The 21682-nt window shown below is 68.9% G+C and carries 23 protein-coding genes; 18 read left to right on the forward strand and 5 right to left on the reverse strand.

The features are described from left to right. Nucleotides 1-19: 19 nt before the first annotated feature. The 10 genes from ASC61_RS11710 (at nucleotide 20) to ASC61_RS11760 (ending at nucleotide 9473) form a co-directional block, all read left to right on the forward strand. Nucleotides 20-1213, forward strand: a complete 1194-nt coding sequence (locus ASC61_RS11710; RefSeq protein WP_056212084.1) for an AAA family ATPase — start codon at nucleotides 20-22, stop codon at nucleotides 1211-1213. Between the two features lie 199 nt (nucleotides 1214-1412). Then, complete coding sequence (locus tag ASC61_RS11715; protein ID WP_056212086.1) at nucleotides 1413-1610, forward strand: Flp family type IVb pilin; 198 nt, start codon at nucleotides 1413-1415, stop codon at nucleotides 1608-1610. Nucleotides 1611-2074: 464 nt separating this feature from the next. After that, nucleotides 2075-2266: a Flp family type IVb pilin gene (locus tag ASC61_RS11725; RefSeq protein ID WP_056212089.1), complete on the forward strand. Its 192-nt coding sequence runs from the start codon at nucleotides 2075-2077 to the stop codon at nucleotides 2264-2266. 422 nt (nucleotides 2267-2688) lie between these two features. Beyond that, entirely contained in the window at nucleotides 2689-3078 is a 390-nt protein-coding gene (locus tag ASC61_RS11730; RefSeq protein WP_056212091.1) for a TadE/TadG family type IV pilus assembly protein, read from the forward strand. Further along, nucleotides 3069-4181: a TadE/TadG family type IV pilus assembly protein gene (locus ASC61_RS11735; protein ID WP_082530621.1), complete on the forward strand. Its 1113-nt coding sequence runs from the start codon at nucleotides 3069-3071 to the stop codon at nucleotides 4179-4181. The genes ASC61_RS11730 and ASC61_RS11735 overlap by 10 nt, the downstream gene beginning before the upstream one ends. A 57-nt stretch (nucleotides 4182-4238) precedes the next feature. Then, on the forward strand, nucleotides 4239-4952 hold the full coding sequence (cpaB, locus tag ASC61_RS11740; RefSeq protein ID WP_082530622.1) for a Flp pilus assembly protein CpaB: 714 nt from the start codon (nucleotides 4239-4241) through the stop codon (nucleotides 4950-4952). Then, nucleotides 4949-6214, forward strand: coding sequence for an AAA family ATPase (locus ASC61_RS11745; protein ID WP_056212096.1), 1266 nt, complete (start codon nucleotides 4949-4951; stop codon nucleotides 6212-6214). Before cpaB ends, ASC61_RS11745 begins: the two co-directional genes overlap by 4 nt. After that, a complete protein-coding gene (locus ASC61_RS11750; RefSeq protein WP_056212099.1) occupies nucleotides 6211-7635 on the forward strand; it encodes a CpaF family protein in 1425 nt (474 codons plus the stop codon). Before ASC61_RS11745 ends, ASC61_RS11750 begins: the two co-directional genes overlap by 4 nt. Before the next feature lies 1 nt (nucleotide 7636). Continuing rightward, complete coding sequence (locus ASC61_RS11755; protein ID WP_200935446.1) at nucleotides 7637-8572, forward strand: type II secretion system F family protein; 936 nt, start codon at nucleotides 7637-7639, stop codon at nucleotides 8570-8572. A 1-nt stretch (nucleotide 8573) separates the two neighbouring features. Further along, complete coding sequence (locus ASC61_RS11760; protein ID WP_056212101.1) at nucleotides 8574-9473, forward strand: type II secretion system F family protein; 900 nt, start codon at nucleotides 8574-8576, stop codon at nucleotides 9471-9473. Here ASC61_RS11760 and ASC61_RS11765 read toward each other — a convergent pair whose 3' ends face one another. Continuing rightward, nucleotides 9474-10745 carry a glycosyltransferase 87 family protein gene (locus tag ASC61_RS11765; protein ID WP_056212103.1) on the reverse strand — a complete coding sequence of 424 codons (1272 nt, stop codon included), beginning with the start codon at nucleotides 10743-10745 and terminating at the stop codon, nucleotides 9474-9476. It lies immediately after the preceding gene. An 87-nt stretch (nucleotides 10746-10832) separates the two neighbouring features. Here ASC61_RS11765 and ASC61_RS11770 point away from each other — a divergent pair, with 87 nt between their 5' ends. From ASC61_RS11770 to ASC61_RS11795, 6 genes are all read left to right on the forward strand, one after another. Then, complete coding sequence (locus tag ASC61_RS11770; RefSeq protein ID WP_082530624.1) at nucleotides 10833-11861, forward strand: acyltransferase family protein; 1029 nt, start codon at nucleotides 10833-10835, stop codon at nucleotides 11859-11861. An 80-nt stretch (nucleotides 11862-11941) separates the two neighbouring features. After that, the gene (locus ASC61_RS11775; RefSeq protein WP_056212107.1) at nucleotides 11942-13156 is read left to right on the forward strand and encodes an alkane 1-monooxygenase; all 1215 of its coding nucleotides are present in this window, start codon (nucleotides 11942-11944) and stop codon (nucleotides 13154-13156) included. Beyond that, on the forward strand, nucleotides 13153-13386 hold the full coding sequence (locus tag ASC61_RS20275) for a rubredoxin (protein WP_082530625.1): 234 nt from the start codon (nucleotides 13153-13155) through the stop codon (nucleotides 13384-13386). The genes ASC61_RS11775 and ASC61_RS20275 overlap by 4 nt, the downstream gene beginning before the upstream one ends. Beyond that, on the forward strand, nucleotides 13383-13550 hold the full coding sequence (locus ASC61_RS11785; protein WP_056212108.1) for a rubredoxin: 168 nt from the start codon (nucleotides 13383-13385) through the stop codon (nucleotides 13548-13550). The genes ASC61_RS20275 and ASC61_RS11785 overlap by 4 nt, the downstream gene beginning before the upstream one ends. Continuing rightward, nucleotides 13551-14729 (forward strand): NAD(P)/FAD-dependent oxidoreductase, encoded by a 1179-nt coding sequence (locus tag ASC61_RS11790; RefSeq protein ID WP_056212110.1) that lies wholly within the window; start codon nucleotides 13551-13553, stop codon nucleotides 14727-14729. It abuts the gene before it with no gap. Then, nucleotides 14726-15316 (forward strand): TetR family transcriptional regulator, encoded by a 591-nt coding sequence (locus ASC61_RS11795; protein ID WP_056212112.1) that lies wholly within the window; start codon nucleotides 14726-14728, stop codon nucleotides 15314-15316. Before ASC61_RS11790 ends, ASC61_RS11795 begins: the two co-directional genes overlap by 4 nt. 114 nt (nucleotides 15317-15430) lie before the next feature. On the opposite strand, the gene ASC61_RS11800 is transcribed toward ASC61_RS11795, so the two are convergent. The 4 genes from ASC61_RS11800 to ASC61_RS19960 all read right to left on the reverse strand — a co-directional run bounded on the left by ASC61_RS11800 (nucleotide 15431) and on the right by ASC61_RS19960 (nucleotide 19576). Continuing rightward, complete coding sequence (locus tag ASC61_RS11800; RefSeq protein WP_082530626.1) at nucleotides 15431-15865, reverse strand: DUF2149 domain-containing protein; 435 nt, start codon at nucleotides 15863-15865, stop codon at nucleotides 15431-15433. Next, nucleotides 15862-16602 carry a MotA/TolQ/ExbB proton channel family protein gene (locus ASC61_RS11805; RefSeq protein ID WP_056212114.1) on the reverse strand — a complete coding sequence of 247 codons (741 nt, stop codon included), beginning with the start codon at nucleotides 16600-16602 and terminating at the stop codon, nucleotides 15862-15864. Before ASC61_RS11805 ends, ASC61_RS11800 begins: the two co-directional genes overlap by 4 nt. A 31-nt stretch (nucleotides 16603-16633) precedes the next feature. Then, entirely contained in the window at nucleotides 16634-17923 is a 1290-nt protein-coding gene (locus tag ASC61_RS11810) for a PKD domain-containing protein (protein ID WP_056212116.1), read from the reverse strand. 114 nt (nucleotides 17924-18037) lie between these two features. After that, nucleotides 18038-19576 (reverse strand): dolichyl-phosphate-mannose--protein mannosyltransferase, encoded by a 1539-nt coding sequence (locus ASC61_RS19960; RefSeq protein ID WP_162243671.1) that lies wholly within the window; start codon nucleotides 19574-19576, stop codon nucleotides 18038-18040. Nucleotides 19577-19765: 189 nt separating this feature from the next. Here ASC61_RS19960 and ASC61_RS19965 point away from each other — a divergent pair, with 189 nt between their 5' ends. Beyond that, on the forward strand, nucleotides 19766-20710 hold the full coding sequence (locus tag ASC61_RS19965; RefSeq protein ID WP_056212120.1) for a hypothetical protein: 945 nt from the start codon (nucleotides 19766-19768) through the stop codon (nucleotides 20708-20710). Between the two features lie 127 nt (nucleotides 20711-20837). Continuing rightward, nucleotides 20838-21665, forward strand: coding sequence for a 16S rRNA (cytidine(1402)-2'-O)-methyltransferase (gene rsmI, locus ASC61_RS11825; protein ID WP_056212122.1), 828 nt, complete (start codon nucleotides 20838-20840; stop codon nucleotides 21663-21665). Nucleotides 21666-21682: the final 17 nt, after the last annotated feature.

The following is a 21682-nucleotide window of genomic DNA, read 5'->3' on the forward strand; positions in this document are numbered from 1 at the left end:
CTTCAAAGGGAGAACCGACATGACCAGGGTCCTGATGCTTGCCACCAACCCCACCTTCACCCGTCACGCGACGTCGCTGGGCGACCACCGCGTCGCCACGATCGAGGCCGACGCGCTCGATCGCGTGATCGCGCTCGGCGGACTGGCGGCGTTCGTCGGCGGCCTGAGCGCTCCGGACGTCGTGATGGTCGGCGACCTGTTGCCGGTGGGCGAGGCGCTGACCCTCGCCGAGGCGATCCGCCGAGAGGTTCCCGGCGCCCACGTCGTGCTGGTGTCCGACCCCGACCGCGTGTCGATGGTCGAGGCGATGCGCGCGGGCATACGCGACGTCATCCCGTCGTCCGCGTCGGCGCACGACATCGAGTCGCTGTGGGCCAGGTTCGAGGGGAGCAACGTCCGGAGCATCGGGGTCCACGGTGCGCCGGCCGAAGCCACCGCGGCGGACTCGAACCGCATCGTCGTGGTGACCGGGCCGCGCGGCGGGGTCGGACGCAGCACGGTCGCGGTCAACCTCGCCGTGGCACTTGCCGCGGAGGCTCCGCGGGACACCGTGCTCGTCGACCTCGACCTCCAGTTCGGGGACGTCGGGCTGATGCTGGACCTCGACCCGCTCGGGACGATCGGCGACGTGTTCGAGGTGCGGTCGTCGATGGACTCGTTGGTGCTCAAGACGTTCCTCACCTCGCACGCCGGCGGCCTGTGGGTGCTGTGCGCGTCACCGACCCCCACCGTCGTCGACCGGGCGACGCCGGAGGCGGTGTCGCGCCTGCTCCAGCGCCTCGCGGCGGAGTTCCGCTACGTCGTCGTCGACACCGGGGCCCGGCTCGACCCCTTCACCGTGGCAGCGGTCAGCGTCGCGACGGACCACGTCGCGGTGACGTCGATGGACGTGTCGAGTGCCCGGGCGCTGCGGCGCCAGCTCGCGATGCTGTCGTCCGTCATCGGGGTGCCGGAGTCCCGGCATGTCGTCCTCAACCGCGCAGAGCGCGCTCATGGCGTCGGGCCGCGGGAGATCGAGTCGCTGCTGGGCATCCCGGTCGACGTCGTGGTGCCGACCGCGGCGGAGGTGCCCGCCGCGGCCAACTTCGGCACGCCTGCCGTCTGGCGCAAGCGCGGAGGGCCGTTCGGCAAGGCCGTCGCGCACCTCGTGCAGCGCATCCACGAGGGCGAGCTCAGCGTCGTGGCCAAGCATCGCGGAGTCGACGTCGCATGACGCGTACGACGAGCGGCCGGGCACTCGCCGGCCAGCCCACCAGCATCCGAGCGGTCTTCGGCCGCTCGGTGGCGGAGGGGACGACCCCGTCCCGTCCGCTGGACCACCTGGTCCGCCTCACCGGAGGAGCCATCCCGGCACCTCCGAACCCCCGAGGGGCGTCGCACCATGCGGCCACCCGCAAGACAAAGGAAATCGCATGAACATCATCACCGAACGTCTCCTGCTGGCCTACGCGATCCTGGTCGGTCGCCTGGAGGACCGTGAGGAGCGTGGCGCCTCGATGACGGAGTACGCCATCCTCGTCGCGGTCATGGCCGGCATCGTCCTGGCCCTCGTCACGCTGCTGGGCGGCAAGATCTCGAGCTTCATCAGCGGCATCAACATCACGACCTGATCCCGCACGAGCAGGCCACGTGTGGTCGTGCTGCGGTACGCGGACGGTTCGGGGGCCGTACCGCAGCACGACCGGTGCTGTGAAGGGTGCTCATGGGGCAGGCCGGGTAGTCACAAATGACTGTATTTGCAGGTTCTGCACCACGAGGTGTGCGACAGGCCTAGCGTGCGAGGCGGGGGACGCCGTACGGGTACGGCGACAACACCAAGGAGCTCCACATGAACACCATCACCGCGCACTTCTTCATGGCCTACGCCGCTCTCGTGCATCGCATCGAGACCCGCGAGGAGCGTGGCGCGTCGATGACGGAGTACGCGATCCTCGTCGCGGTCNTCTCGTCAAGCTGCTGGGCGACAAGCTCTCGACGTTCATCAACGGCATCAACATCACGACCTGAGCTGCGGTCGGATGTGTCCGTGTGACCGCAGCCGTGCTGCGGTGCCAGACCACGTGAGGAACCTGGGATGAACAACGTGTTGGAACGCCTCGCGCGCGCGTCCTTCGGGGCGCGCCACGTCACGAGCCGTGAGCGCGGCGCGTCGATGGTCGAGTACTCGATCCTCGTGGCCGTGATCGCCGGCGTCGTGTTCGCCGCCGCCACGTTCATGGGTGGACAGATCTCGACGCTGATGGACGGCGTCAACCTCCACACCTAGCCACGTGCGGCGTAGTCCTCGCGGCATTTCGTCTAGTCATTAATGACTGTATTTGCAGGTTTGCCGTCCGGGGTCCGCCGTGAGGCCTAACGTCAAATCCGAGGGAGCCGCCGGGTGCGGCTACAACAACCAAAGGGAACTCACATGAACATGATCACCGCGCATCTCTTCCTGGCGTACTCCACGCTGCTGCACCGCATCGAGACCCGCGAGGAGCGTGGCGCGTCGATGACGGAGTACGCGATCCTCGTCGCGGTCNCCTCGTCAAGCTGCTCGGCGGCAAGATCTCGGGCTTCATCAACGGCATCAACATCACGACCTGATCGACGCGAGGTCTGCAGGCTCGGGAAATTGGCGGCGGCCGACGCTTCGCTGGGGATGGCGGAGCGTCGCCGACCGTCACATCGTGACGGAGGTGGGGCATGAAGGATGAAGAGCGGGGCGCCGCGTTGGTGGAGTTCGCCCTCGTGCTCATCGTGCTCTGCCCCATGATCGTCGTGATCGTGGCGTGGGGCATCAGGTTCCACAACGCCGCACAGGCCGACAACGCGGCCTTCATCGCGGCGCGCTACTACGCGATCAAGTGCGGACCCGACGGCACCGGGCCGGCCATGACGGCCGCCAAGGCAGCCGGCGCGGCCGCGACCAACCTGGTCACCGCCGGCGACATCACCATCGTGGGGAACTGCACGTCGGGCGAGACCATCTCCGCGACGGTCAGCAAGGCCAAGGCGTGGAGCCCCAAGGTGCCGCTGTTCGGGATGAACGGCAACTACTCCCTGATCGGCAAAGGTGCAGCGCGATGCGAGTGACCTTCGGCACGAGACGCAAGGACCGCGACGAACGAGGCGCCACGCTCCTCGTCGTCGCCTCGTTCACGGTGTGCCTCCTGGCGGCAGCCGGCATCGGCATCGACACCTCGACGATGGCCTACCAGCGCGCCCGCGTGCAGCACGGCGCCGACGCCGGCGCCCTGGCCGTGGCGCAGAGCTGCAAGGCGGGCTCGTGCAACGCCGGACTGGCCGCGAGCTATCTGAGCTCGAACGCCAGTGGTGGCGGCGGCAACAACACGCCGTCGGTGTCGATCGGCTCGACCTCGGTGACCGTGACCAACACCAAGCACGTCAACACGATCTTCTTCGGCCTGCTCGGCATCGGCAGCAAGAACGAGGTGGCGACCTCGACGGCGTCGTGGAACACCAGCCCGACCAGCGGCAACGTCATGCCGTTCCTGGTCTCGCTGTGCGAGTACACCAAGGCCGCCGTGAACGTCGCGACCTTCATCGACACCAACTCCAACGACGAGATCAAGCAGTACAAGGCGAAGGATGAGCAGAAGGTGCTCGCGACCGACAACAACCTGACGGCCGGCTGCGGGACGATCCCGACCGGCGTCAACGTGACCGGGCTGAGCAGCTCGACGCGCATGGTGATCGGCGGCATGTGGAAGACCTCCAACGGCGGGTGCAACGGCTCGGTCAACAACGGCAAGTCGCAGCTCGCGATCGGCGACAGCCAGGCCGACTTCGAGCTCTGCGGCCTCAACAGCCAGCAGACCGACAAGTACGCCGCTTCGTCGGGCGCCGACAAGTTCGTCGTCGGGCAGGTCACGCTGTTCGCGATCTACGCGCCCACGCGCAACTTCGACTTCGGTGGGGCACAGACCAAGGCCAACGGGACAGCACCGACGTCAGAGTTTGCATCCAACGCGCCCGCGTTCGACTTCCGGATCGTTGGTTTTGCGCCGTTCAAGATCACCGGCACCCGCCTGGGCACGACCAGCAACGGCTGTCTGGGCAGCTGCGTCGCCGGCAAGGTCGGCATCTGGGGCTCGTTCGTCAACGACATCAGCCCCGACGGCGACTACGAGGTCGGCGGCCCCAACATCGGCTCTGTCGTGAAGCTGACCAACTGACATGCACGCCTTCATCCGTCCCTCGGGGGACGCCAAACCACAACAGGAAGAGACGGCATGAACAAGCGGATTATCGCGGTGGTGGGGGCGGCGCTGTTGGCGCTGATCGGGATCGTCATGCTGATCAGCTACACACAGAACGCGAATGACCGCGCCTTCGACGGCGCCGAGCTGAAGTCGGTCCTGCAGGTCACGGAGACGATCCCTGCCGACACCAAGGCGTCGGAGGTCTCCGGGAGCGTCGAGCTCGTCGAGCTGCCGAAGAAGGCGATCGCCAAGGACGCGGTGACCGACCTCAGCGAGGTGTCGGGCCTCTCGACCACCGTGGCGCTCGAGCCGGGCGAGCAGCTGCTCCTGACCCGTTTCTCCCAGGAGGGTTCACCCAAGGCGGACAGCGGTCCGTCGGCGGTCTCTGCCGTCCCCAAGGGCTATCAAGAGGTCACGGTTCCGCTCGACGTGGCTCGCGCTGCCGGTGGTGTGCTCAGGCCCGGAGACCTCGTCGGCGTGGTCGCGAGCTATCAGACCAACGACACCGGCGGCTTCACCCAGCTGGCCAAGAACTTCGTGAGGGTGACGCGGGTCAGCGGAGGGCTCACCGGGGGCAAGGACGACGGGGCCACGGGCCAGCTCGTCACGCTCGCGGTGACGACCCGCAATGCCGGGCGCATCATCAACGCTGCCGAGTTCGGCAAGCTCTGGCTCACCAAGCAGAACAAGGACACCGAGACCGGCAGTGGCGGGTCAGTCACGAAGAGCGAGATCACGAAATGACACAGATCCTGATCCTGGCCGGCACAGCGGCCATCACCCGGCGCATCGACGCGTTGCCCGGTCACCAGGTCGCCTCCGTCGACAAGGAGATCGTCGAGAAGCACGCCCGCGAGGGTGACATCGAGACCCTGCTCACCCGGGATCTCGGAGCGCTGCCGGAGATCGTGATCATCGGCGACGCGATGCCGCTCCAGGAGGCCCTGAGCATCGGCAGCCTGATCGACCGGGTGCTGCCCGGGGTCGAGCTCATGCTCATCAGCGAGCCTGACGCCGAGACGGCGCTCAACGCGATGCGGTCGGGCGTGCGCGAGATCATCTCGCCGCTCGTCACCGACGACGAGCTGCTGGCCATGATGCACCGAGCCGCCGACAACCTGAGCAGCCGGCTCAAGCCGCACCTGGCTCCGACAGTCGTGGCGGACATCGCGCAGTCGACCGTGATCGTGGTGATCTCGCCCAAGGGCGGTGTCGGCAAGAGCACGATCGCGACCAACCTGGCGGTCGGGCTGGGGCGCCGGGCACCCACCCACACCGTCCTCGTCGACCTCGACATCCAGTTCGGCGACGCCGCGACGCTGCTCGACCTCGACCCGGCGCACAGCATCGCCGACGCGTTCGGCACGTCCGCCGCGATGGACACGTTGATCCTCAAGACGTTCCTCACGGCCCACCCCGCGGGGTTCTACGTGCTGGCCGGCGACGACTCGCCGACCGTGGGCGACCACGTGCGGTCCGCCGACGTGAAGCACCTGATCGAGCAGCTGGCGAGCCAGTTCCGTTACGTCGTGGTGGACACCGGAGCCGGACTCGGCGAGCACACCCTCGCCGCGTTGGAGAAGGCCGATGAGGTCATCATCGTCTCCAGCATGGACGTCACCAGCATCCGCGCCGTGCGCAAGGAGCTGGACGTGCTCAGCGAGCTCAACCTGCTGCCCCCGCGCCGGCACGTCGCGCTCAACTTCTCCGACCGCAACGCCGGCCTCACCGTGAAGGACGTGGAGACCGTCATCGGCATGCCCGTCGCGGTCAGCGTGCCGCGGTCCAGCGACGTGACGGTGGCCGGCAACCGTGGCGAGTCGCTCATGATGGCCAAGAAGCCCGGTCCGGTGGCCAAGTCGATCACCAAGCTGGTCGACGCGGTCTTCGACGGCGTGCCGCTCGCGATGCCCGCACCCCCGGCGCCGGTCGCACCGGTCGCGGATGCGGTCGCCGAGGAGCCCAAACCCAGCAAGAAGAAGATGGGCCGTCGGAGGAAGCCATGACCAGCCTGAGTGAACGGCTCGAGGCCGCCCGGTCCAAGAGCGACGTGATCCCGGACAAGCTCACGACCGCACCACCGGTCACCAAGCCCGTGATCGCCGAGCAGACCCCCGATCCCGAGGACGTCTCGTCGGCCGACTCGCGGCTGGCCGAGGGCTTGTACGCGGTCAAGGCCCGCGCGGTCGAGACGCTGTTCGACCGCATCGGCGTCCGCATCAACGACTCCACCCTGACCGAGGACCAGCTGCGCCGCTTCGTGCGCGAGGAGCTCTCCCGCATCGTCGACGAGGAACCGCTCTCGCTGACGTCGGAGGAACGCCGCCGGCTGATCCAGGACATCGAGGACGACGCGCTCGGGCTCGGGCCGTTGCAACGACTGCTCGCCGACCACGACGTCACCGAGATCATGGTCAACGGTTTCGACCGCATCTACGTCGAGCGCTTCGGCAAGCTCAGCCTCAGCGGGATGCGGTTCAACTCCGAGGAGCACCTCCGCAGGGTCATCGACCGGATCGTCGGCCGGGTCGGCCGCCGCGTCGACGAGTCGTCGCCCCTGGTGGACGCCCGCCTGACGGACGGCTCGCGCGTCAACGCGATCATCCCGCCGCTGGCGGTCAACGGCTCGTCACTGACGATCCGCAAGTTCTCCGACACTCCGTACGAGGTCGCCGACCTGGTCAACTTCGGCACCATGACCAAGGGGATCGCCGAGCTGCTCTATGCCTGCGTGCAGGCGCGGCTCAACATCCTGGTCTCCGGCGGCACGGGCACCGGCAAGACGACGTTGCTCAACGTCCTGTCGTCGTTCATCCCTGCCGACGAGCGCATCGTGACGATCGAGGACGCGGTCGAGCTCCGGCTCCAGCAGGACCACGTCGTGAGCCTCGAGAGCCGGCCGCCCAACATCGAGGGCAAGGGCGAGATCAGCATCCGCGAGCTCGTCCGCAACGCGTTGCGCATGCGCCCCGATCGCATCGTCGTCGGTGAGGTCCGCGGTGGCGAGAGCCTCGACATGCTGCAGGCCATGAACACCGGTCACGACGGCTCGATCTCGACGCTGCACGCCAACTCGCCCCGCGACGCCATCGCGCGTCTCGAGACGCTCGTCCTGATGGCCGGCATGGACCTGCCGGCCCGCGCGATCCGCGAGCAGGCGTCGTCGGCGGTCGACCTGATCATCCAGCTCAGCCGCCTCCGGGACGGCTCGCGCCGCATCACGGCCGTCACCGAGGTCCTCGGCATGGAGAACGACACCGTCGTGCTGCAGGACGCGTTCGTCTTCGACCACGCGGCCGGCGTCGACGTGCACGGCCGGTTCCGTGGCACCCAGATCTCGACCGGGATCCGGCCAAGATTCACCGACAAGTTCGAGGAGATGGGCATCAACTTCAACTTCGACAGTCTCGCGATGCAGGGAGGATGACGTGCTGATCCTGACCGGAGGGGTGTGTGTCCTCCTCGCGATCGCGGCCCTGGCCTATGCCTTGCTCGCCCCGCCCGTCTCCCGCGTCCCGGCCTCGCGGCGTACGTTCGGCGGCACCGACCAGAAGACCGGCCTCAACTTCTCGTCGGACCAGCTGGTCGAGCGCGTCGACGACCTGCTCCGCCGCAGCTCCTGGACCCCGTTCGGTGCCAAGGAGCTCGAGCTGGCCGGCCTGCGGATCACGCCCGGCAACGTCGTGGTCCTCGTGGCCGCCGTCGCCGCGAGCGTGCTGTCGGTCGTCACCCTGCTGACCGGATCGTTCTGGCTGGGGCTGGCCCTGGCCCTGCTGGTGCCGGTGGGTGCCAAGGTCTACCTGTTCATCCTGACCGATCGTCGGCGGACGCTGTTCACCAAGCAGCTGGACGACACCGTCCAGATGATCGCCTCGGCCCTGCGGGCCGGCTTCAGCTTCCCCCAGGCGTTGGACGCCGTGGCGCGCGACGCCGACTCACCGACTGCTGAGGAGTTCGCCCGGATCATCAACGAGAACCGGATCGGCCGCGACCTCGTCGTGGCGATCGAGCAGACCGCCGACCGGATGGCGAGTGACGACTTCAGGTGGGTGGCCGAAGCCGTGGCGATCCACCGCGACACCGGTGGCAACCTCAACGAGGTGCTCGACCGGGTCGGGGCGACCATGCGCGAGCGCAACCAGCTGCGTGAGCAGGTCGGCGCCCTGGCCGCCGAGGGCAAGCTCTCGGCGATCGTGCTGATGATCCTGCCCATAGCCCTCGCTGCGTTCTACTACTGGATCAACGCGGGCTACATGGCGCCCTTGATCGGCACGAGCCTTGGCTGGGCGTTGCTCGGCGCTTCGGTGGTGCTCTACATCATCGGCGGCCTGTGGATGCGCGCGATCGTGAATGTGAAGTTCTGACATGCTGCCTCTCGGAATCCTGCTCGTGCTCGGCGCGTGCCTGCTCCTGGCGTCCGCGTTGGGCGTCGTCGGGGCCACCGACAAGACGGTGAAGGCCCGGCTCCTGGTCACCCCCTCGGGCCGTTCGAGCGGTCCTGCAGAGAGTGCCGGACCAGACCTGTTGGCCCACGACGGCAGTCGGTCCGGTGTCATGAAGGTGCTGGCCTCGGCGGCCGCGGTGTCCAAGATCGAGCGCAACATCATGCTCGCGGGCCGCCCTGAGGGACTCACGTTGAGCCGGGTCCTGGTCCTCAAGCCGGTGCTGGCGTTGCTGGGCCTCCTCATCCTGTTCACCCTCGTCTCCGACGGCGGCGGCAAGATGATGTGGGCGGTCGGGATCGCGCTGGTGGTCGCCTGCTTCTTCCTGCCCGACGTGTTCGTCAAGAACCGTGCCGAGGCGCGTCAGCTGGAGATCCTCCACGAGCTGCCCGACGTGCTCGACCAGGTCACGATCTCGATCGAGGCAGGGCTCGGCTTCGAGTCGGCGTTCGCCCGCATCGGGGAGCGGCGGCAGGGTCCGCTGGCCGACGAGATCGTGCGCACGGTCCAGGACATGCGGCTCGGCATGAGCCGGCGGGAGGCCTATCAGGCGCTCGCGGACCGTACCGACGTCGACGACCTGCGCAGCTTCGTCAAGGCGATCACCCAGGCCGAGCAGTACGGCGTCTCGATCGCGACGGTGGTGCGCAACCAGTCGGTGGAGATGCGGTTCCGCCGCAAGGCGCGTGCCGAGGCCACGGCTCTCAGGGTTCCGGTCAAGATCCTGTTCCCCTTGATGACGTGCATCTTCCCGGTGCTGTTCATCGTCGTGCTCGCACCGGCGTTCATCGAGCTCGCCAACAACCTCGGTGCGTTGAAGTAGTCAGGGCCGGGCGGCCGGGCGGCTGGCCGTCCAGAGAGCCTGGCACGCCACGACCAGCAGGGCCACCAGGGCGATGTTGCGCAGCACGAGCGTGATCACGGCCCAGGCGTCTCCGTCGATCAACGCGTCGTAGCCGATGGGATAGACGAGCTGGGTTCCGGCGGCGACCACCAGCGTCAGGCCGCGGATCGTCCGCCACGCCCGGTCCCGGTCGGCGCCGAGCGCGAACGAGGCGACGACGGGGGAGCTGAGCCACACGACGTACTGGGCCGAGCCCACCTTGTTGAAGACCAGCATCGCGAGCGTGGTCGCGAGCAGCGACAGGAGCAGCAGCTCGTGGTTGGGCGTGCGCTTGCGGCGTACGGCCGCCAGCGTGAGCGCACCGACCGCCAGCACGGTGAGCGGCATCAGCACGTCGAGGACGTGCGCGACCCGCGTGGCACCCGGGCCGATGAACTCCCAGGCGGCCAGGGGAATGTTCCCGTAGAGGCCCGACGGCCGGCCGAACGCGTTGAGCAGGTGGAACGGGGTCGCGGCGACCGACTCGATCTGCAGCCGGCGCCCGGACTGGCCGTCGACGAAGCTGAAGAGGTGCGACTCGGCACCGAGGGCGACCGCGACGACGCCGATCAGGAGGGTTGTGAGGAGCGTGGGGACCAGGACGTCCCGGAGCCTGCGTCGCGAGGTGGCGAGCAGGGAGATCATCCAGGCGGCGTGCGCCACCTTGACCCAGGCGGCGGCCAGCACCAGGACGGTCGCCAGCCGTGGCCGCCTCACGATCACGAGGAGCGCCACGGTCGCCAGCGCGGCGGCGATGCCGTCGAGTCGCGAGATCGCGACCGGGCCGAGCAGCAGGAAGAACAGCAGCCACCATGCCGCCGCTCGTACGCCGATGCGGTCGCGGACCGCCATCATGATCACGGCGACCGTCATCAGGGTCAGCCCGATGAACAGCGACTCATAGATCTGGTCGTGGGCCCACGGCGACAGCACGGCGATCGGTGCCAGCGCTCCGAGTGGATAGATCCAGTCGAAGTCGAGCACCGGCCAGCGCCCGTGCTCGACCCCGTCGAGCGCCCAGAGCCGGTAGAGGTGCACGTCGCCGAACCCGACGTGCACACCCCATGCCGCGTTGAGGACGAACGGCCAGACGAGGACCAATGCGAACAGCAGCCACAGTCCCAGTGTCTGGCGCAGCGTCACGCGTACCGGCGCCGACGACTCGGGCTCCGGTACGTCCGACGGTCGCGGCTCACGCCCTGCACGGTGCACCAACCCACGGTAGGTGAGCCCGTGGTCACGCGTGCGGCTTTGCGCATTCGGGCCTTCCGGCCGGCGCGTTGGTCATATCGTGACGAGATGCCAGCAGCGACCCCCGCCCCTCGGGCCCGACTCGGCTATCTGCCGGCGTTGGACGGGTTGCGCGCACTGGCGATCCTGCTCGTGGTGCTGCACCATGCGTCGGGGATCGAGCGGGGGCCGCTCGAGTTCGGCGTGCTGGGCGTCGACGTCTTCTTCGTGCTGTCGGGCTTCCTGATCACGGCCTTGGTCGCCGAGCAGATGCGCGCGGGCAGCTTCTCGCGGCGCCGGTTCTATGCCCGACGCGCCATCCGGCTGATGCCCGCCCTGGTCGTGACGGTGGTGGTGATGACGCCGGCTGCCGTGATCGTCACGGGCCGATGGGAGCTCGTCGGCGCGGTCGCCGCGCTGCTCTACCTCACCCCCTTGCTGCCCGGACAGTTCTTCTTCCACACCTGGACGCTCGCGTTCGAGGAGTGGTTCTACCTCCTGTGGCCGATCGTGCTGGCGAAGTTCTTCCGCGACCGGCTCACCCTGCTGCAGTGCGCAGCGCTCGTCGGCGTGCTGGGGGTCGTGACGCAGGGCCTCATCTACCTGGTCCCCGGCAGCTTCGTCGCCCGGCCCTCGGGCCTGCTGATCGGCTGCGCCCTGGGCCTGTGCTGGCTGGACGGCCGCCGGTTCCGCCGACCGCGAGCGGCGCTGGTCCTCGGCCTCACGATCATCCTGGTCGGAGCCGGCGTCGGCCCGGTGCTCTGGGACGCGCTCCCGTACACCCTCGCCGTCATCGGCGCCGTGCTGGCCATCGGCGCGATCGCCTCGGATGCCGGCGGCCCCGTGGCGCGGGCGCTCGCGTCGCGGCCCATGGTGGCGGTCGGCGTCGTGTCGTACGAGTGGTACCTGGTCCACTTCCCCCTGCTGCAGCTGACGGAGGAGCTGTGGGGGGCGATCCAGTCGCTCTGGATGGGTCCGCTGTCGCTCGGCATCGCGTTCGCCCTGCACCGCGTGCTGGCGCCGTTCCAGGCGAGGCTGCGCTCCCGGCTCGGGGAGGGCCGCCCCGTCACGGGGCTGGCCGGCGAGGCCGTCGCCTAGTCGGACCATTGCGCCCCGGCTTTACATTTGCTACCTTCTTGTAAAGCGCCTCTCCCAAGGCGTACGAGGAGGAATCCAGCATGACGATCCAGGCAACCGTCGACGGCCAGGTCATCCAGTGGCGCGACAAGAAGCGCTACCTGTGGATCATGGGCGCGATCATCCCGTTGATCCCGCTGATGATGTGGGGCCTCTACGCGTGGACCGGCGCGACGATCGTGTGGTTCTTCGGCCCGTTCTTCGTGTTCGTGCTGATCCCGCTGTTCGACCTGCTGGCCGGGCTCGACCCCAACAACCCGCCCGACGAGCTGATCGAGGCCCTGGAGGAGGACCGCTACTACCGCTGGGTGACCTACGCGTTCATCCCGGTGCAGATCGCCGGCCTGGTCTGGGGCGCCTTCCTGCTCGGCGGCGGCACGCTGCCCGGCATCGACGACCCGTTGACCGTCGTGCAGAAGATCGGCCTCGCCCTGGGCCTCGGCATGGTCGCCGGCATCGGCATCAACACCGCCCACGAGCTCGGCCACAAGAAGGAGGAGCACGAGCGCTGGTTCGCCCGCGTCGCGCTCGCCCAGACGTTCTACGGCCACTTCTTCATCGAGCACAACCGCGGCCACCACGTACGCGTCGCGACCCCGGAGGACCCCGCCAGCGGCCGCCTGGGCGAGACGGTGTGGGAGTTCATGCCGCGCACGATCCTCGGCAGCCTCACGAGCGCCTGGGGCCTGGAGAAGAAGCGCTTCGAGCGCCAGAAGAAGACCCACTGGTCGATCAAGAACGACCTGTTCAACGCCTGGATGTTCTCCGTCGTCCTCTGGGGCGCACTGACTATCGCGTTCGGCTGGGAGATCCTGCCCTACCTCGTGATCCAGGCCGCCGCAGGCATCTGGCTGCTGGAGTCGGTCAACTACCTCGAGCACTACGGCATGAAGCGGGCCAAGCTCGACTCCGGCCGCTACGAGCGGGTCAACCCGAGCCACAGCTGGAACTCCAACAACATCGGCACCAACGTGCTGCTCTACCACCTGCAGCGGCACAGCGACCACCACGCCAACCCCACCCGTCGCTACCAGGCGCTGCGCGACTTCAAGGAGGCGCCGGTCCTGCCCACGGGCTATGCAGGCATGATCGTCCTGACCTGGATCCCGCAGGTGTGGCGCAAGGTCATGGACCAGCGGGTGCTCGGTCACTACGACGGCGACATCGGCCGCGCCAACCTGCATCCGCGCACCGCCGAGGCGTACGTGCGGAGGTACGGCGTCGGGACGAGCAAGGACGAGGAGGTGGCGGCATGAGCGAGTTCATCTGCCCCAACTGCGAGTACGTCTACGACGAGGAGCAGGGCAACCCGCGGGAGGGCTGGCCGGCCGGCACGCCGTTCGCGGAGATCGACGCCGACTGGACGTGCCCGGACTGCGGCGTACGCGAGCAGGTCGACTTCCTGCCGATCGAGGAGTTCGAGCACAACGACCAGGACGGCAACATCATCGCCGCGGAGACCCGAGTCAAGGGAGACGAGTCATGAAGCGTTGGGAATGCCAGCAGTGCGGCTTCATCTACGACGAGGCGGAGGGCTGGCCCGAGGAGGACATCCCGCCGGGCACCAAGTGGGAGGACATCCCCGACGACTGGACGTGCCCCGACTGCGGTGCCGCCAAGGCCGACTTCACGATGCTCGAGCTGGTCTGAATGACCCACCGGACCGTCATCGTCGGTGCCGGCATCGCCGGGGTCAGCGCAGCCGCGGCGATGCGGCGCAGCGGCTACGAGGGTGACATCGACCTGCTGGGCGACGAGACCGAGCTGCCCTATCGCCGGCCGCCGGTGTCCAAGGAGATCGTCCGCGGCGAGAAGACGCCCGACGAGATCCGCATCAAGAAGCCCGAGTGGTACGAGCAGCAGTCGGTCACCCTGCGCACCGGCGTCACGGTCGACTCGATCGACGTCGACGCCCACGTTGTACGCCTCAGTGACGGCGACGAGGTCGGCTACGACCAGCTGCTCCTCGCGACCGGCGGGCGCGCCCGCAACCCCTGGTCCGCCTCCGGCATCCGTACGCTTCGCAGCCTCGCCGACGCGCCGAGCCTGCAGTCCGAGCTGGCACCGGGGCACCACCTGATCGTCGTCGGTGCCGGGCTCATCGGCTCCGAGATCGCCGCGAGCGCGCGGACGACCGGCTGCGAGGTGACCTTGCTGGAGACCGCGGCGCTGCCCCTGCCGCGCCTGCTGCCGCCCGAGCTCGGCGAGCTCTACGTCGACCTGCACAAGAGCGAGGGCACTGACCTGCACACCGGCGTCGAGGTGGCGTCGATCGACGACGAGGGCGACCAGACGGTCGTACGCGCGACCGACGGGCGTACCTGGTCGGCGCCCGTCGTCGTGGTCGCGGTCGGGATGGAGCCCAACGTGGAGCTCGCCGAGGCCGCCGGAATCGAGGTCGCCAACGGCATCGTCGTCGACGCGTTCGGCCGCACGTCGGCGGCTGATGTCTTCGCGGCCGGCGACGTCGCCAACCAGCCCAACGGCGTGCTCGGCGGCCGGCACCGCGTCGAGCACTGGCAGGGCGCGCAGAACCACGGGAGTGCGATCGGCAAGGTCATGGCGGGCGCTGAGGAGCCGTTCGTCGAGGTGCCGTGGTGCTGGTCCGACCAGTACGGCCACAACCTGCAGGTCACCGGCTGGCCCGAGACGTCCCACGAGCTCGTGGTGCACGGGTCGCTGGACGACCGGGACTTCATCGCGTACCTGCTGGACGAGGGTGTCGTACGCGGTGCGGTCGGGATCGGCCGGCCGCGTGACATCCGCGCCGCCGAGAAGTGGATCGCCGCAGGTCAGCGGCTCGAGGACGCGTTGGAGGGCGGCGCATGACGACCACGGCGGTCGCGCCGGTCCGCGAGCGACTGCTCGACGCGGCTCAGGCCATGATCGAGGACTCCGGCTGGTCGAGCGTCACGATGGCGCGGATCGGCGAGCGCGCCGGCGTCAGCAGGCAGACCGTCTACAACGAGTTCGGCAACAAGCACGGGCTCGCCGAGCAGCTGGCGATGCGTGAGCTGGCCCGGTTCCTCGACGTGGTCCGTGAGCGGATGTCGGCGGAGTCCACTCTGGTCGAGGGCATCCGAGCGGCCTGCGAGGGTGCCCTGCTGATGGGGGAGCAGAGCCTGCTGGTACGCACGATCGTCACCTCGCTGCCCGAGGAGCAGGACGCCGACTTCCTGCAGATCCTGACGACGGAGTCCGGCGAGATCGTCGAGTCTGCCGTCGCCGTCGTCAAGCAGTGCGTCGTCGAGCTCTATCCGCCGTCGCCGTTCAGCGACGCCGAGCTGGAGGTCGCGGTCGAGGTCGTCGTACGCCTCGTGCTGTCGGCGATCACCCGCCCCTCGAAGCCGGCCCGTGAGGCCGCCACCGAGATCGCCTGGATCACCGGCCTGGCCCTCAAAGGCGCCGAAGCCTGAGCGGTGGATTCTCCACCTTTAGGTCGCAGCGGTGACTTCTCCACCTTTTCGGCGCTCATACGGTGGAGGATCCACCGCCGCGGGGGTCCGCCGCGGGGGTGAGCCGCCGCGGGGCTACGGCGAAGGCGTCGGCGTCGTGGGGAAGCTCGGCGTCGGTACGGTCGGGGTGCTCGGCGTCGGCACGGTCGGCGTCGTGTCGGACGGCGACGGCGTCGGGGTCTCGCCACCTGCGGCGTCCTGCGTGACGTAGACGAGGCGCCCGTCGGCGAGACGGTAGACCGTGCCGACCGGCGTTCCGCGACCCACGGTCTTGGTGCCGTTGGCCGGGACCGGCTTGACCTCCTCGCCGGGCTTGGTCGTCACCTCGCCGAGCGCGGGCTTGACCAGTCCCTTGTCGCTGACCGCACCCTCGAGGCCCAGCGAGGACAGGGCCGCGAGCAGGAACGCCACCGCGAGGACGATGCCGATGTCGAACATGTTGACCAGGCCATCGAGCGGGTCGCCGGCGTTGTCGCGGGAGATGCGTGCCCGAGGCGTCACGTGGATCATGAGGACGTCTCCGTCAGCGGTGGCAGGTCGGCCTTGGGCGGGAGCGGCGCGGGATCGCGCAGCGTCGCGGTCGGCGCCGGTCTCGTCGGCACCGGGTTGACCGCCGACGCGCCCGTGCCGTCATCGGTGAGCACCGCCGCGATGTACTCGAGGTCGGAGAAGTCCTGGCCATAGAGGCGCTCGCGTACGAGCGACAGTCCGAGCGCCAACACACCGATCAGGATGCCGAGCACCGTGATCGAGAATGCGAGGCGCAGGTTCTCGGTCAGTGCGTCGACGTCACCTCGGGCGAGGCCGTCGAGAGCGGGCGCCAGCGGGATCAGCGTGCCCATCAGGCCGAGTGCCGGACCGACCCGCACCAGCAGGCGGGTGCGCGACAGGCGGCCCTGGCGGGAGAAGTCGAAGTCGGCGAGCTCCTTGGCGATGCGGGTGTCGGCGCCGGGCTTGCCGACCTCCTTCACGATGACGCTGAACGCCGCACCGACGGCGCTGCTCCACGCCACGGTCTGCAGCAGCGCTGACGCCTCGGTCGTACGCCCGGCGTCGACGGCATCGCGGGCCGAGGCGCCCGAGCGGGAGAGCGCGGTGAACGTGCGGCGGCGGCGCTTGACCAGCTCGACGATGAACATGCCCGTCTCGACCAGCACGGCGGCCAGCGCCAGCAGCGCGAGGATCACCACCGGGAGCTCCAACGCCTCCGCGACGTGGAAGATGATGCTGTAGATGCCGTCGGTCATGCCGGAGCCTCCGTAGGGACTGTGCGCTCGCTCATGTACGTCTCCTCAGGTGTGCCAGCCTCGTGCTGGCCCATCGTGTCTCGATCTCGGCGCCGAGTCCCAGCAGCAGGATGACGGCGAGTCCGCCGATCACCGCTCCGCTGATCTTGCGGCTGGTGGACAGCTCACTGGCCTTCGTCGGCTGCGGCTGGGCCTGCGTGCCGGGAATGCTGTCGCCCTGCTCGGCCCCGGCGCCGGCGAGCACGAAGCCCTCGACCTCCTGGAGCCCGTCGTCGACCGGCGTGGTCGGCAGGTCGCTCGTGGGTGGGTTGTCGACCGACGGTGGGTTGTCGATCTTCGAGGGAGCGGGGATGTAGGGCGGGATGTAGCCGCCGCCACCCGTGCCACCGCCACCTCCCGCGCCGCCACCACCGCTGGTCTTCGGCGGCTTGGGCGGCTTGGCGACCTTCATCTCGATAGGCGCCGATCGCCCGTACGAGCCATTGGCGCTGCGGACCTCGACGAACACGGGATAGGTACCCTTGGTGGTGTAGCGGTGGGTCGGCTTCTCCTGGGCGGAGTGCCGCGTCTCGCCGTCACCGAAGCTCCAACGCCACGTGAGGATCCGGGTGCCGGGCTTCACGGCGTACGTGGTGGAGAACGACACGCTCGTCTTGGTGTCGACCGACGTGCTGCTGGCGTGCGCGACGGGCTGGAGCAGCTTGCCGGTGGTGTGGATCGTGAGTGTCGCGCTGCTGCCCGGCTCGACCCTGAACTGGTCGGTGGAGTTGACGTCGTCCTCGCCGCGCAGGGGCCGGACGTAGCCGATCTGCCCGGCGCCCGTGACGTAAAGCGAAGGCTGCAGCCCGTCGTCGAACGGGTAGGGGTCCTTGGGATCGGTCGCTGCGGCCGGGTCGCGGAAGTCGGGCTTGTCGAGCACGGTCGGTGCCGGCGTGCCGTTGGACTCGGAGAACGTCACGTTGGTGTCGGGGTCCTGCGTGAACGCCGGCGAGGCGAGCAGCGTACGGAGCGGAAGCGCTGCCGCGGGCCGCGGGCGCTCGGACTCCTTCCCGCTCTGCCCACGAGTGACATACGGCGGGGCAGTGACGAGTCCGTCGCCCCAGTCCTGGATGTCGCTCGCGTTGAAGTAGCGGGTCTCCAGCGTCGTCGCCTTGCCGTCGGACGTGGAGACGACCTTGACGATGAGGCAGGCCTGCGCCGGGTCGCACGCGTCCGCCGCATCGGCGGTCGACGCCGCCGCGAGGGGCACCGCGACGATCGAGAGCAGCGCTGCCAGCGCAGCACGGCGTCGCCGCCGTGGTGCGGACAGCAGACTGCTCACGGGCTCCCCCTCCAGAGATCGTCGTCGACTATCAAGTATGAAGTGCGAAAGGGTCTCGCGCTCATCCTTGGAGGATTGATCGTACGAACTCCAGGTGGCGGCCCGGCCAACGCCCTAGATCCAGCGGTCGAACCACATGCGGGCGTGCCACGAGTCGTACGGGATGATCTTGCCGGTCAGCACCGGGTGGAAGAACCAGAACGACATCACCACGGCGGTGAGGAACACGCCGGTGAACAGGCCGACGACATAGCGGTGCCGCGGGGTCGTGGCGGCGCGCGCGAGCTCGTTGACGACCAGCACGATCGCGATGATCGTGAACGGGATCATGGCCACCGCGTAGTAGGAGAAGATCGGCCGGGCCGTGAAGAAGAACCAGGGCAGCCAGCTGTCCAGCACGGCGACGACCGGGACGCCCCAGCGCCAGCTCCGCGTGACGATCCAGGCCGCCACGGAGGCCAGCAGGGCCAGGGCGCCGGACCACCAGATGATCGGGTTGCCCATGATCGTCACCTCGCGGACGCACGACCCGCCCGGTGCGGGGTGGCAGTCGGAGAGCGGGAAGTTGCCCTTGTACTCCATGACGACCGGGCGCTCCATCACGAGCCAGCCGATCGGGTTCGACTCGTACGGGTGCGGCTTGGCACTGTCGAGCTCGTGCGCCGAGAAGTTCCAGTTCATGACGTGGAAGTGCCACAGCGACCTGAACGCATCGCGGGTCTCGCCGAGGAAGCCCGGGGTCGGCTTGTCGACATATGCCCCCCAGGGCGCCGACGACTCGCCGTAGCCGTGGCCGAACCTCGCCTCGTACGCGTGATGGTGGATCAGGAAGCCGGTCCAGGTCGCGAGGTAGACGATGCCGGCCAGCAGCACGATCGAGGCGAACGCCGGCACGCCCACCCGCAGGGTCGTGACGACCCAGCCGTTGGACCGCGCCGCCGGGTCGTGGCGGCTCTTGCGGGCGAGAACCTCCCAGATCACCGCCATGAGGCCGAACGCGGCCAGGACGAAGATCCCGTTCCACTTCGTGCCGCACGCCATGCCGAAGCACACGCCGGCGGCGAGCTGCCACGGCCGGAACGCCCGGTAGCGGCCGAGTCGATCGCGGATCCAGTCGCGGTCGGCGACGATGCACGCCACTCCGCAGACGACCCAGAACGCCAGGAAGACGTCGAGCAGGGCGACCCGGGACATCACGAACTGCAACCCGTCGAACGTCAGCAGCAGGCCGGCGATGCAGCCCATGATCGTCGAGCCGGTCATGCGGCGGACGAGGCGGGCGAGCACCAGCACGGTCAGTGACCCGATCACCACGGCGGCGATGCGCCAGCCGAACGCGTCGAGGCCGAAGAGCTTCTCGCCGATCGCGATGAGCCACTTGCCGCCGTCGGGATGCACGATCCACGTCGGGTCGCCGGTCATCAACCCGGTGGTCCGGCCGCTCTGGATCTCCTGGTTGGCGTTCTCGGTGAAGTCCTGGACGTAGCCGTGCTGGAGCAGCGACCACGCGTCCTTGGCGTAGTAGGTCTCGTCGAACATCAGGATGCGGGGCCTGCCGACGTTCCAGACCCGCAGCGTGAACGCGAGGAGCGCGACGGCGATCGGCCCGATCCATCCCCATGCGCGGTCCGAGACCCTCGCCAGCAACGTCACGCGCCAAGCGTAGGGGAGCGCCCCGAGCGGTGGATTCTCCACCTTCAGGTCTGATCGGTGCAGGATCCACCGTATGAGCCCCGAAACAGTGGAATATCCACCGATCCACATGCGGCGTGGCGGCGCCGAGTGTCCACAGCCGCTGCCTCGCATCTGGCTGCGGTGTCGCCGTCGGGCTGTGATCGACGGATGCGTACGCCTCGACCCCTGCCCGCCCATCTGCAAGGCCGCGCCTTCAGCCGTGACGAGGCCTTGAGCTCCGGCATCACGCCGCGGATGCTCGAGCACTCGCGGTTCGAGAACGTGTTCCCCGCGGTCTACGCCCTGGCCGGTACGTCGTTGTCCGCCCTGCAGCTCATCGATGCGGCGGAGGCGGCACTCCCGGACGACGCGCGCGCCAGTCATCTCACCCGTCTTCGCCGCCTCGGGCTCGACTACGGTCCCAGCAGTCCACTGCACTTCACGGTCGGTCGCGACCTGCACCTCGACGTGCCCGGCATCTTCCTGCACCGCACGGTGACGATGCCACCGGCGAGCGCTGCCGGGGTGTGCGTCGAGGCGGCATACATAGGAGCCGCCTCGACGTTTCGGACGGTCGACCTCGTGAAGATCGGCGACTGGCTCCTGCATCGTCAGCACATGACCATCGCGTCGCTGCTGGGGCGGATCCACGCCGACCCGTGGCGACCCGGCGCCGGAGCGGCCAAGGCGGTGCTGCCGCTGCTGGATGCCGGCTCGAGGTCGCTGCCTGAGTCGGAGACGAGGGTCTTCCTCGAGTTCGCCGGACTGCCACGCCCGGCCGTCAACCTCGACGTCGTGGATGACGACGGCGTCTTCCTGGGCTGCGGCGACCTCGTCTATCTGTTGTGGAAGCTGCTCATCGAGTACGAAGGGCGGCAGCACGCGTTCGACGTCGACCAGTTCGAGGGCGACATCGACCGGTACGCAGGATTCCGAAAGGGCGGCTGGGAGTACCTCCAGGTCACCCAGCGCAAGCTGCGCCATCCTCGGTCGCTCGTTCTCGAGGTGCACCGCCTGCTGGTGGCCCGAGGCTATGCGGGCCCGGCGCCCGAGTTCGGCCGACACTGGCAGTCGCTCTTCCGGCGCCCCGTCCCCGTGCCGCTGGCAGCCTGATCCCGATCGTTCGGCGGTGGATCTTCCACCGTACGAGGCTGCATTCGGTGGAATCGCCACCGCTGAGAGGGTGGCGCCGCCTATATGTGGAGAATCCACCGCCGAGGGGACCTGACATGCTGGCCGCATGCTCATCCTCGCCGCGACCCCGATCGGCCAGGTCGCCGATGCCAGCGGCCGCCTCGGCGAGGCCTTGGCGACCGCGGACGTCGTCGCCGCCGAGGACACCCGCAGGCTCAAGCGCCTCGCGTCGGAGCTCGGCGTGGAGATTGGCGGGCGCATCGTGTCCTACTTCGAGGGCAACGAGGAGCGCCGCACCCCTGAGCTCGCGGCGTTGCTGGCAGACGGCTCGACCGTGGTCCTGGTGACCGATGCGGGTATGCCGAGCGTGTCCGATCCCGGCTACCGACTGGTCGTCGCGGCGATCGCCGCCGATGTCGCGGTGACGGCGATCCCAGGACCGTCGGCGGTGCTGACCGCGCTCGCGGTGTCGGGCTTGCCGGTCGACCGGTTCTGCTTCGAGGGGTTCCTGCCCCGCAAGGCCGGCGAACGTACGCGCGCGCTGACCGAGCTGCTCACCGAGCGCCGCACGATGGTGTTCTTCGAGTCGCCGCACCGCACCGAGGCGTCGCTCCGGGCGATGGCCGACGTGCTCGGCGCCGATCGGTCGGCCGCGGTCTGCCGCGAGCTCACCAAGACGTACGAGGAGGTGGCCCGCGGCAGCCTCACCGAGCTCGTGGAGTGGGCCGCGGGCCAGGAGCAGGGCGTACGCGGCGAGGTCACCATCGTCGTCGGGGGCGCCGCCGCGGACACCCGCACGTACGGCCCGGACGACCTCCGGGAGCTCGTCGCCGCCCGGCAGGCCGAGGGGCTCAGCCGCAAGGACGCGATCGAGCAGGTCGCGGGGGAGACGGGCGTACGCAAGAAGGACGTCTACGACGCTGCGCACTCGTAGGCGCCCCGCACCCACGC

This window comes from Aeromicrobium sp. Root344, assembly GCF_001425755.1.
In the GTDB taxonomy this organism is placed as follows: Bacteria; Actinomycetota; Actinomycetes; order Propionibacteriales; family Nocardioidaceae; genus Aeromicrobium.

Excerpts from the sequence above, each read along its gene's own strand:
- ASC61_RS11715 (WP_056212086.1), top strand. The coding sequence starts at position 1,413 with ATGAACATCATCACCGAACGTCTCCTGCTGGCCTACGCGATCCTGGTC.
- ASC61_RS11735 (WP_082530621.1), top strand. The coding sequence starts at position 3,069 with ATGCGAGTGACCTTCGGCACGAGACGCAAGGACCGCGACGAACGAGGC.
- cpaB (WP_082530622.1), top strand. The coding sequence starts at position 4,239 with ATGAACAAGCGGATTATCGCGGTGGTGGGGGCGGCGCTGTTGGCGCTG.
- ASC61_RS11750 (WP_056212099.1), top strand. The coding sequence starts at position 6,211 with ATGACCAGCCTGAGTGAACGGCTCGAGGCCGCCCGGTCCAAGAGCGAC.
- ASC61_RS11710 (WP_056212084.1), top strand. The coding sequence starts at position 20 with ATGACCAGGGTCCTGATGCTTGCCACCAACCCCACCTTCACCCGTCAC.
- ASC61_RS19965 (WP_056212120.1), top strand. The coding sequence starts at position 19,766 with ATGCGTACGCCTCGACCCCTGCCCGCCCATCTGCAAGGCCGCGCCTTC.
- ASC61_RS11805 (WP_056212114.1), bottom strand. The coding sequence starts at position 16,602 with ATGACCGACGGCATCTACAGCATCATCTTCCACGTCGCGGAGGCGTTG.
- rsmI (WP_056212122.1), top strand. The coding sequence starts at position 20,838 with ATGCTCATCCTCGCCGCGACCCCGATCGGCCAGGTCGCCGATGCCAGC.
- ASC61_RS20275 (WP_082530625.1), top strand. The coding sequence starts at position 13,153 with ATGAGCGAGTTCATCTGCCCCAACTGCGAGTACGTCTACGACGAGGAG.
- ASC61_RS11785 (WP_056212108.1), top strand. The coding sequence starts at position 13,383 with ATGAAGCGTTGGGAATGCCAGCAGTGCGGCTTCATCTACGACGAGGCG.
- ASC61_RS11795 (WP_056212112.1), top strand. The coding sequence starts at position 14,726 with ATGACGACCACGGCGGTCGCGCCGGTCCGCGAGCGACTGCTCGACGCG.
- ASC61_RS11770 (WP_082530624.1), top strand. The coding sequence starts at position 10,833 with ATGCCAGCAGCGACCCCCGCCCCTCGGGCCCGACTCGGCTATCTGCCG.
- ASC61_RS11790 (WP_056212110.1), top strand. The coding sequence starts at position 13,551 with ATGACCCACCGGACCGTCATCGTCGGTGCCGGCATCGCCGGGGTCAGC.
- ASC61_RS11725 (WP_056212089.1), top strand. The coding sequence starts at position 2,075 with ATGAACAACGTGTTGGAACGCCTCGCGCGCGCGTCCTTCGGGGCGCGC.
- ASC61_RS11730 (WP_056212091.1), top strand. The coding sequence starts at position 2,689 with ATGAAGGATGAAGAGCGGGGCGCCGCGTTGGTGGAGTTCGCCCTCGTG.
- ASC61_RS11775 (WP_056212107.1), top strand. The coding sequence starts at position 11,942 with ATGACGATCCAGGCAACCGTCGACGGCCAGGTCATCCAGTGGCGCGAC.
- ASC61_RS11800 (WP_082530626.1), bottom strand. The coding sequence starts at position 15,865 with ATGATCCACGTGACGCCTCGGGCACGCATCTCCCGCGACAACGCCGGC.
- ASC61_RS11745 (WP_056212096.1), top strand. The coding sequence starts at position 4,949 with ATGACACAGATCCTGATCCTGGCCGGCACAGCGGCCATCACCCGGCGC.
- ASC61_RS11760 (WP_056212101.1), top strand. The coding sequence starts at position 8,574 with ATGCTGCCTCTCGGAATCCTGCTCGTGCTCGGCGCGTGCCTGCTCCTG.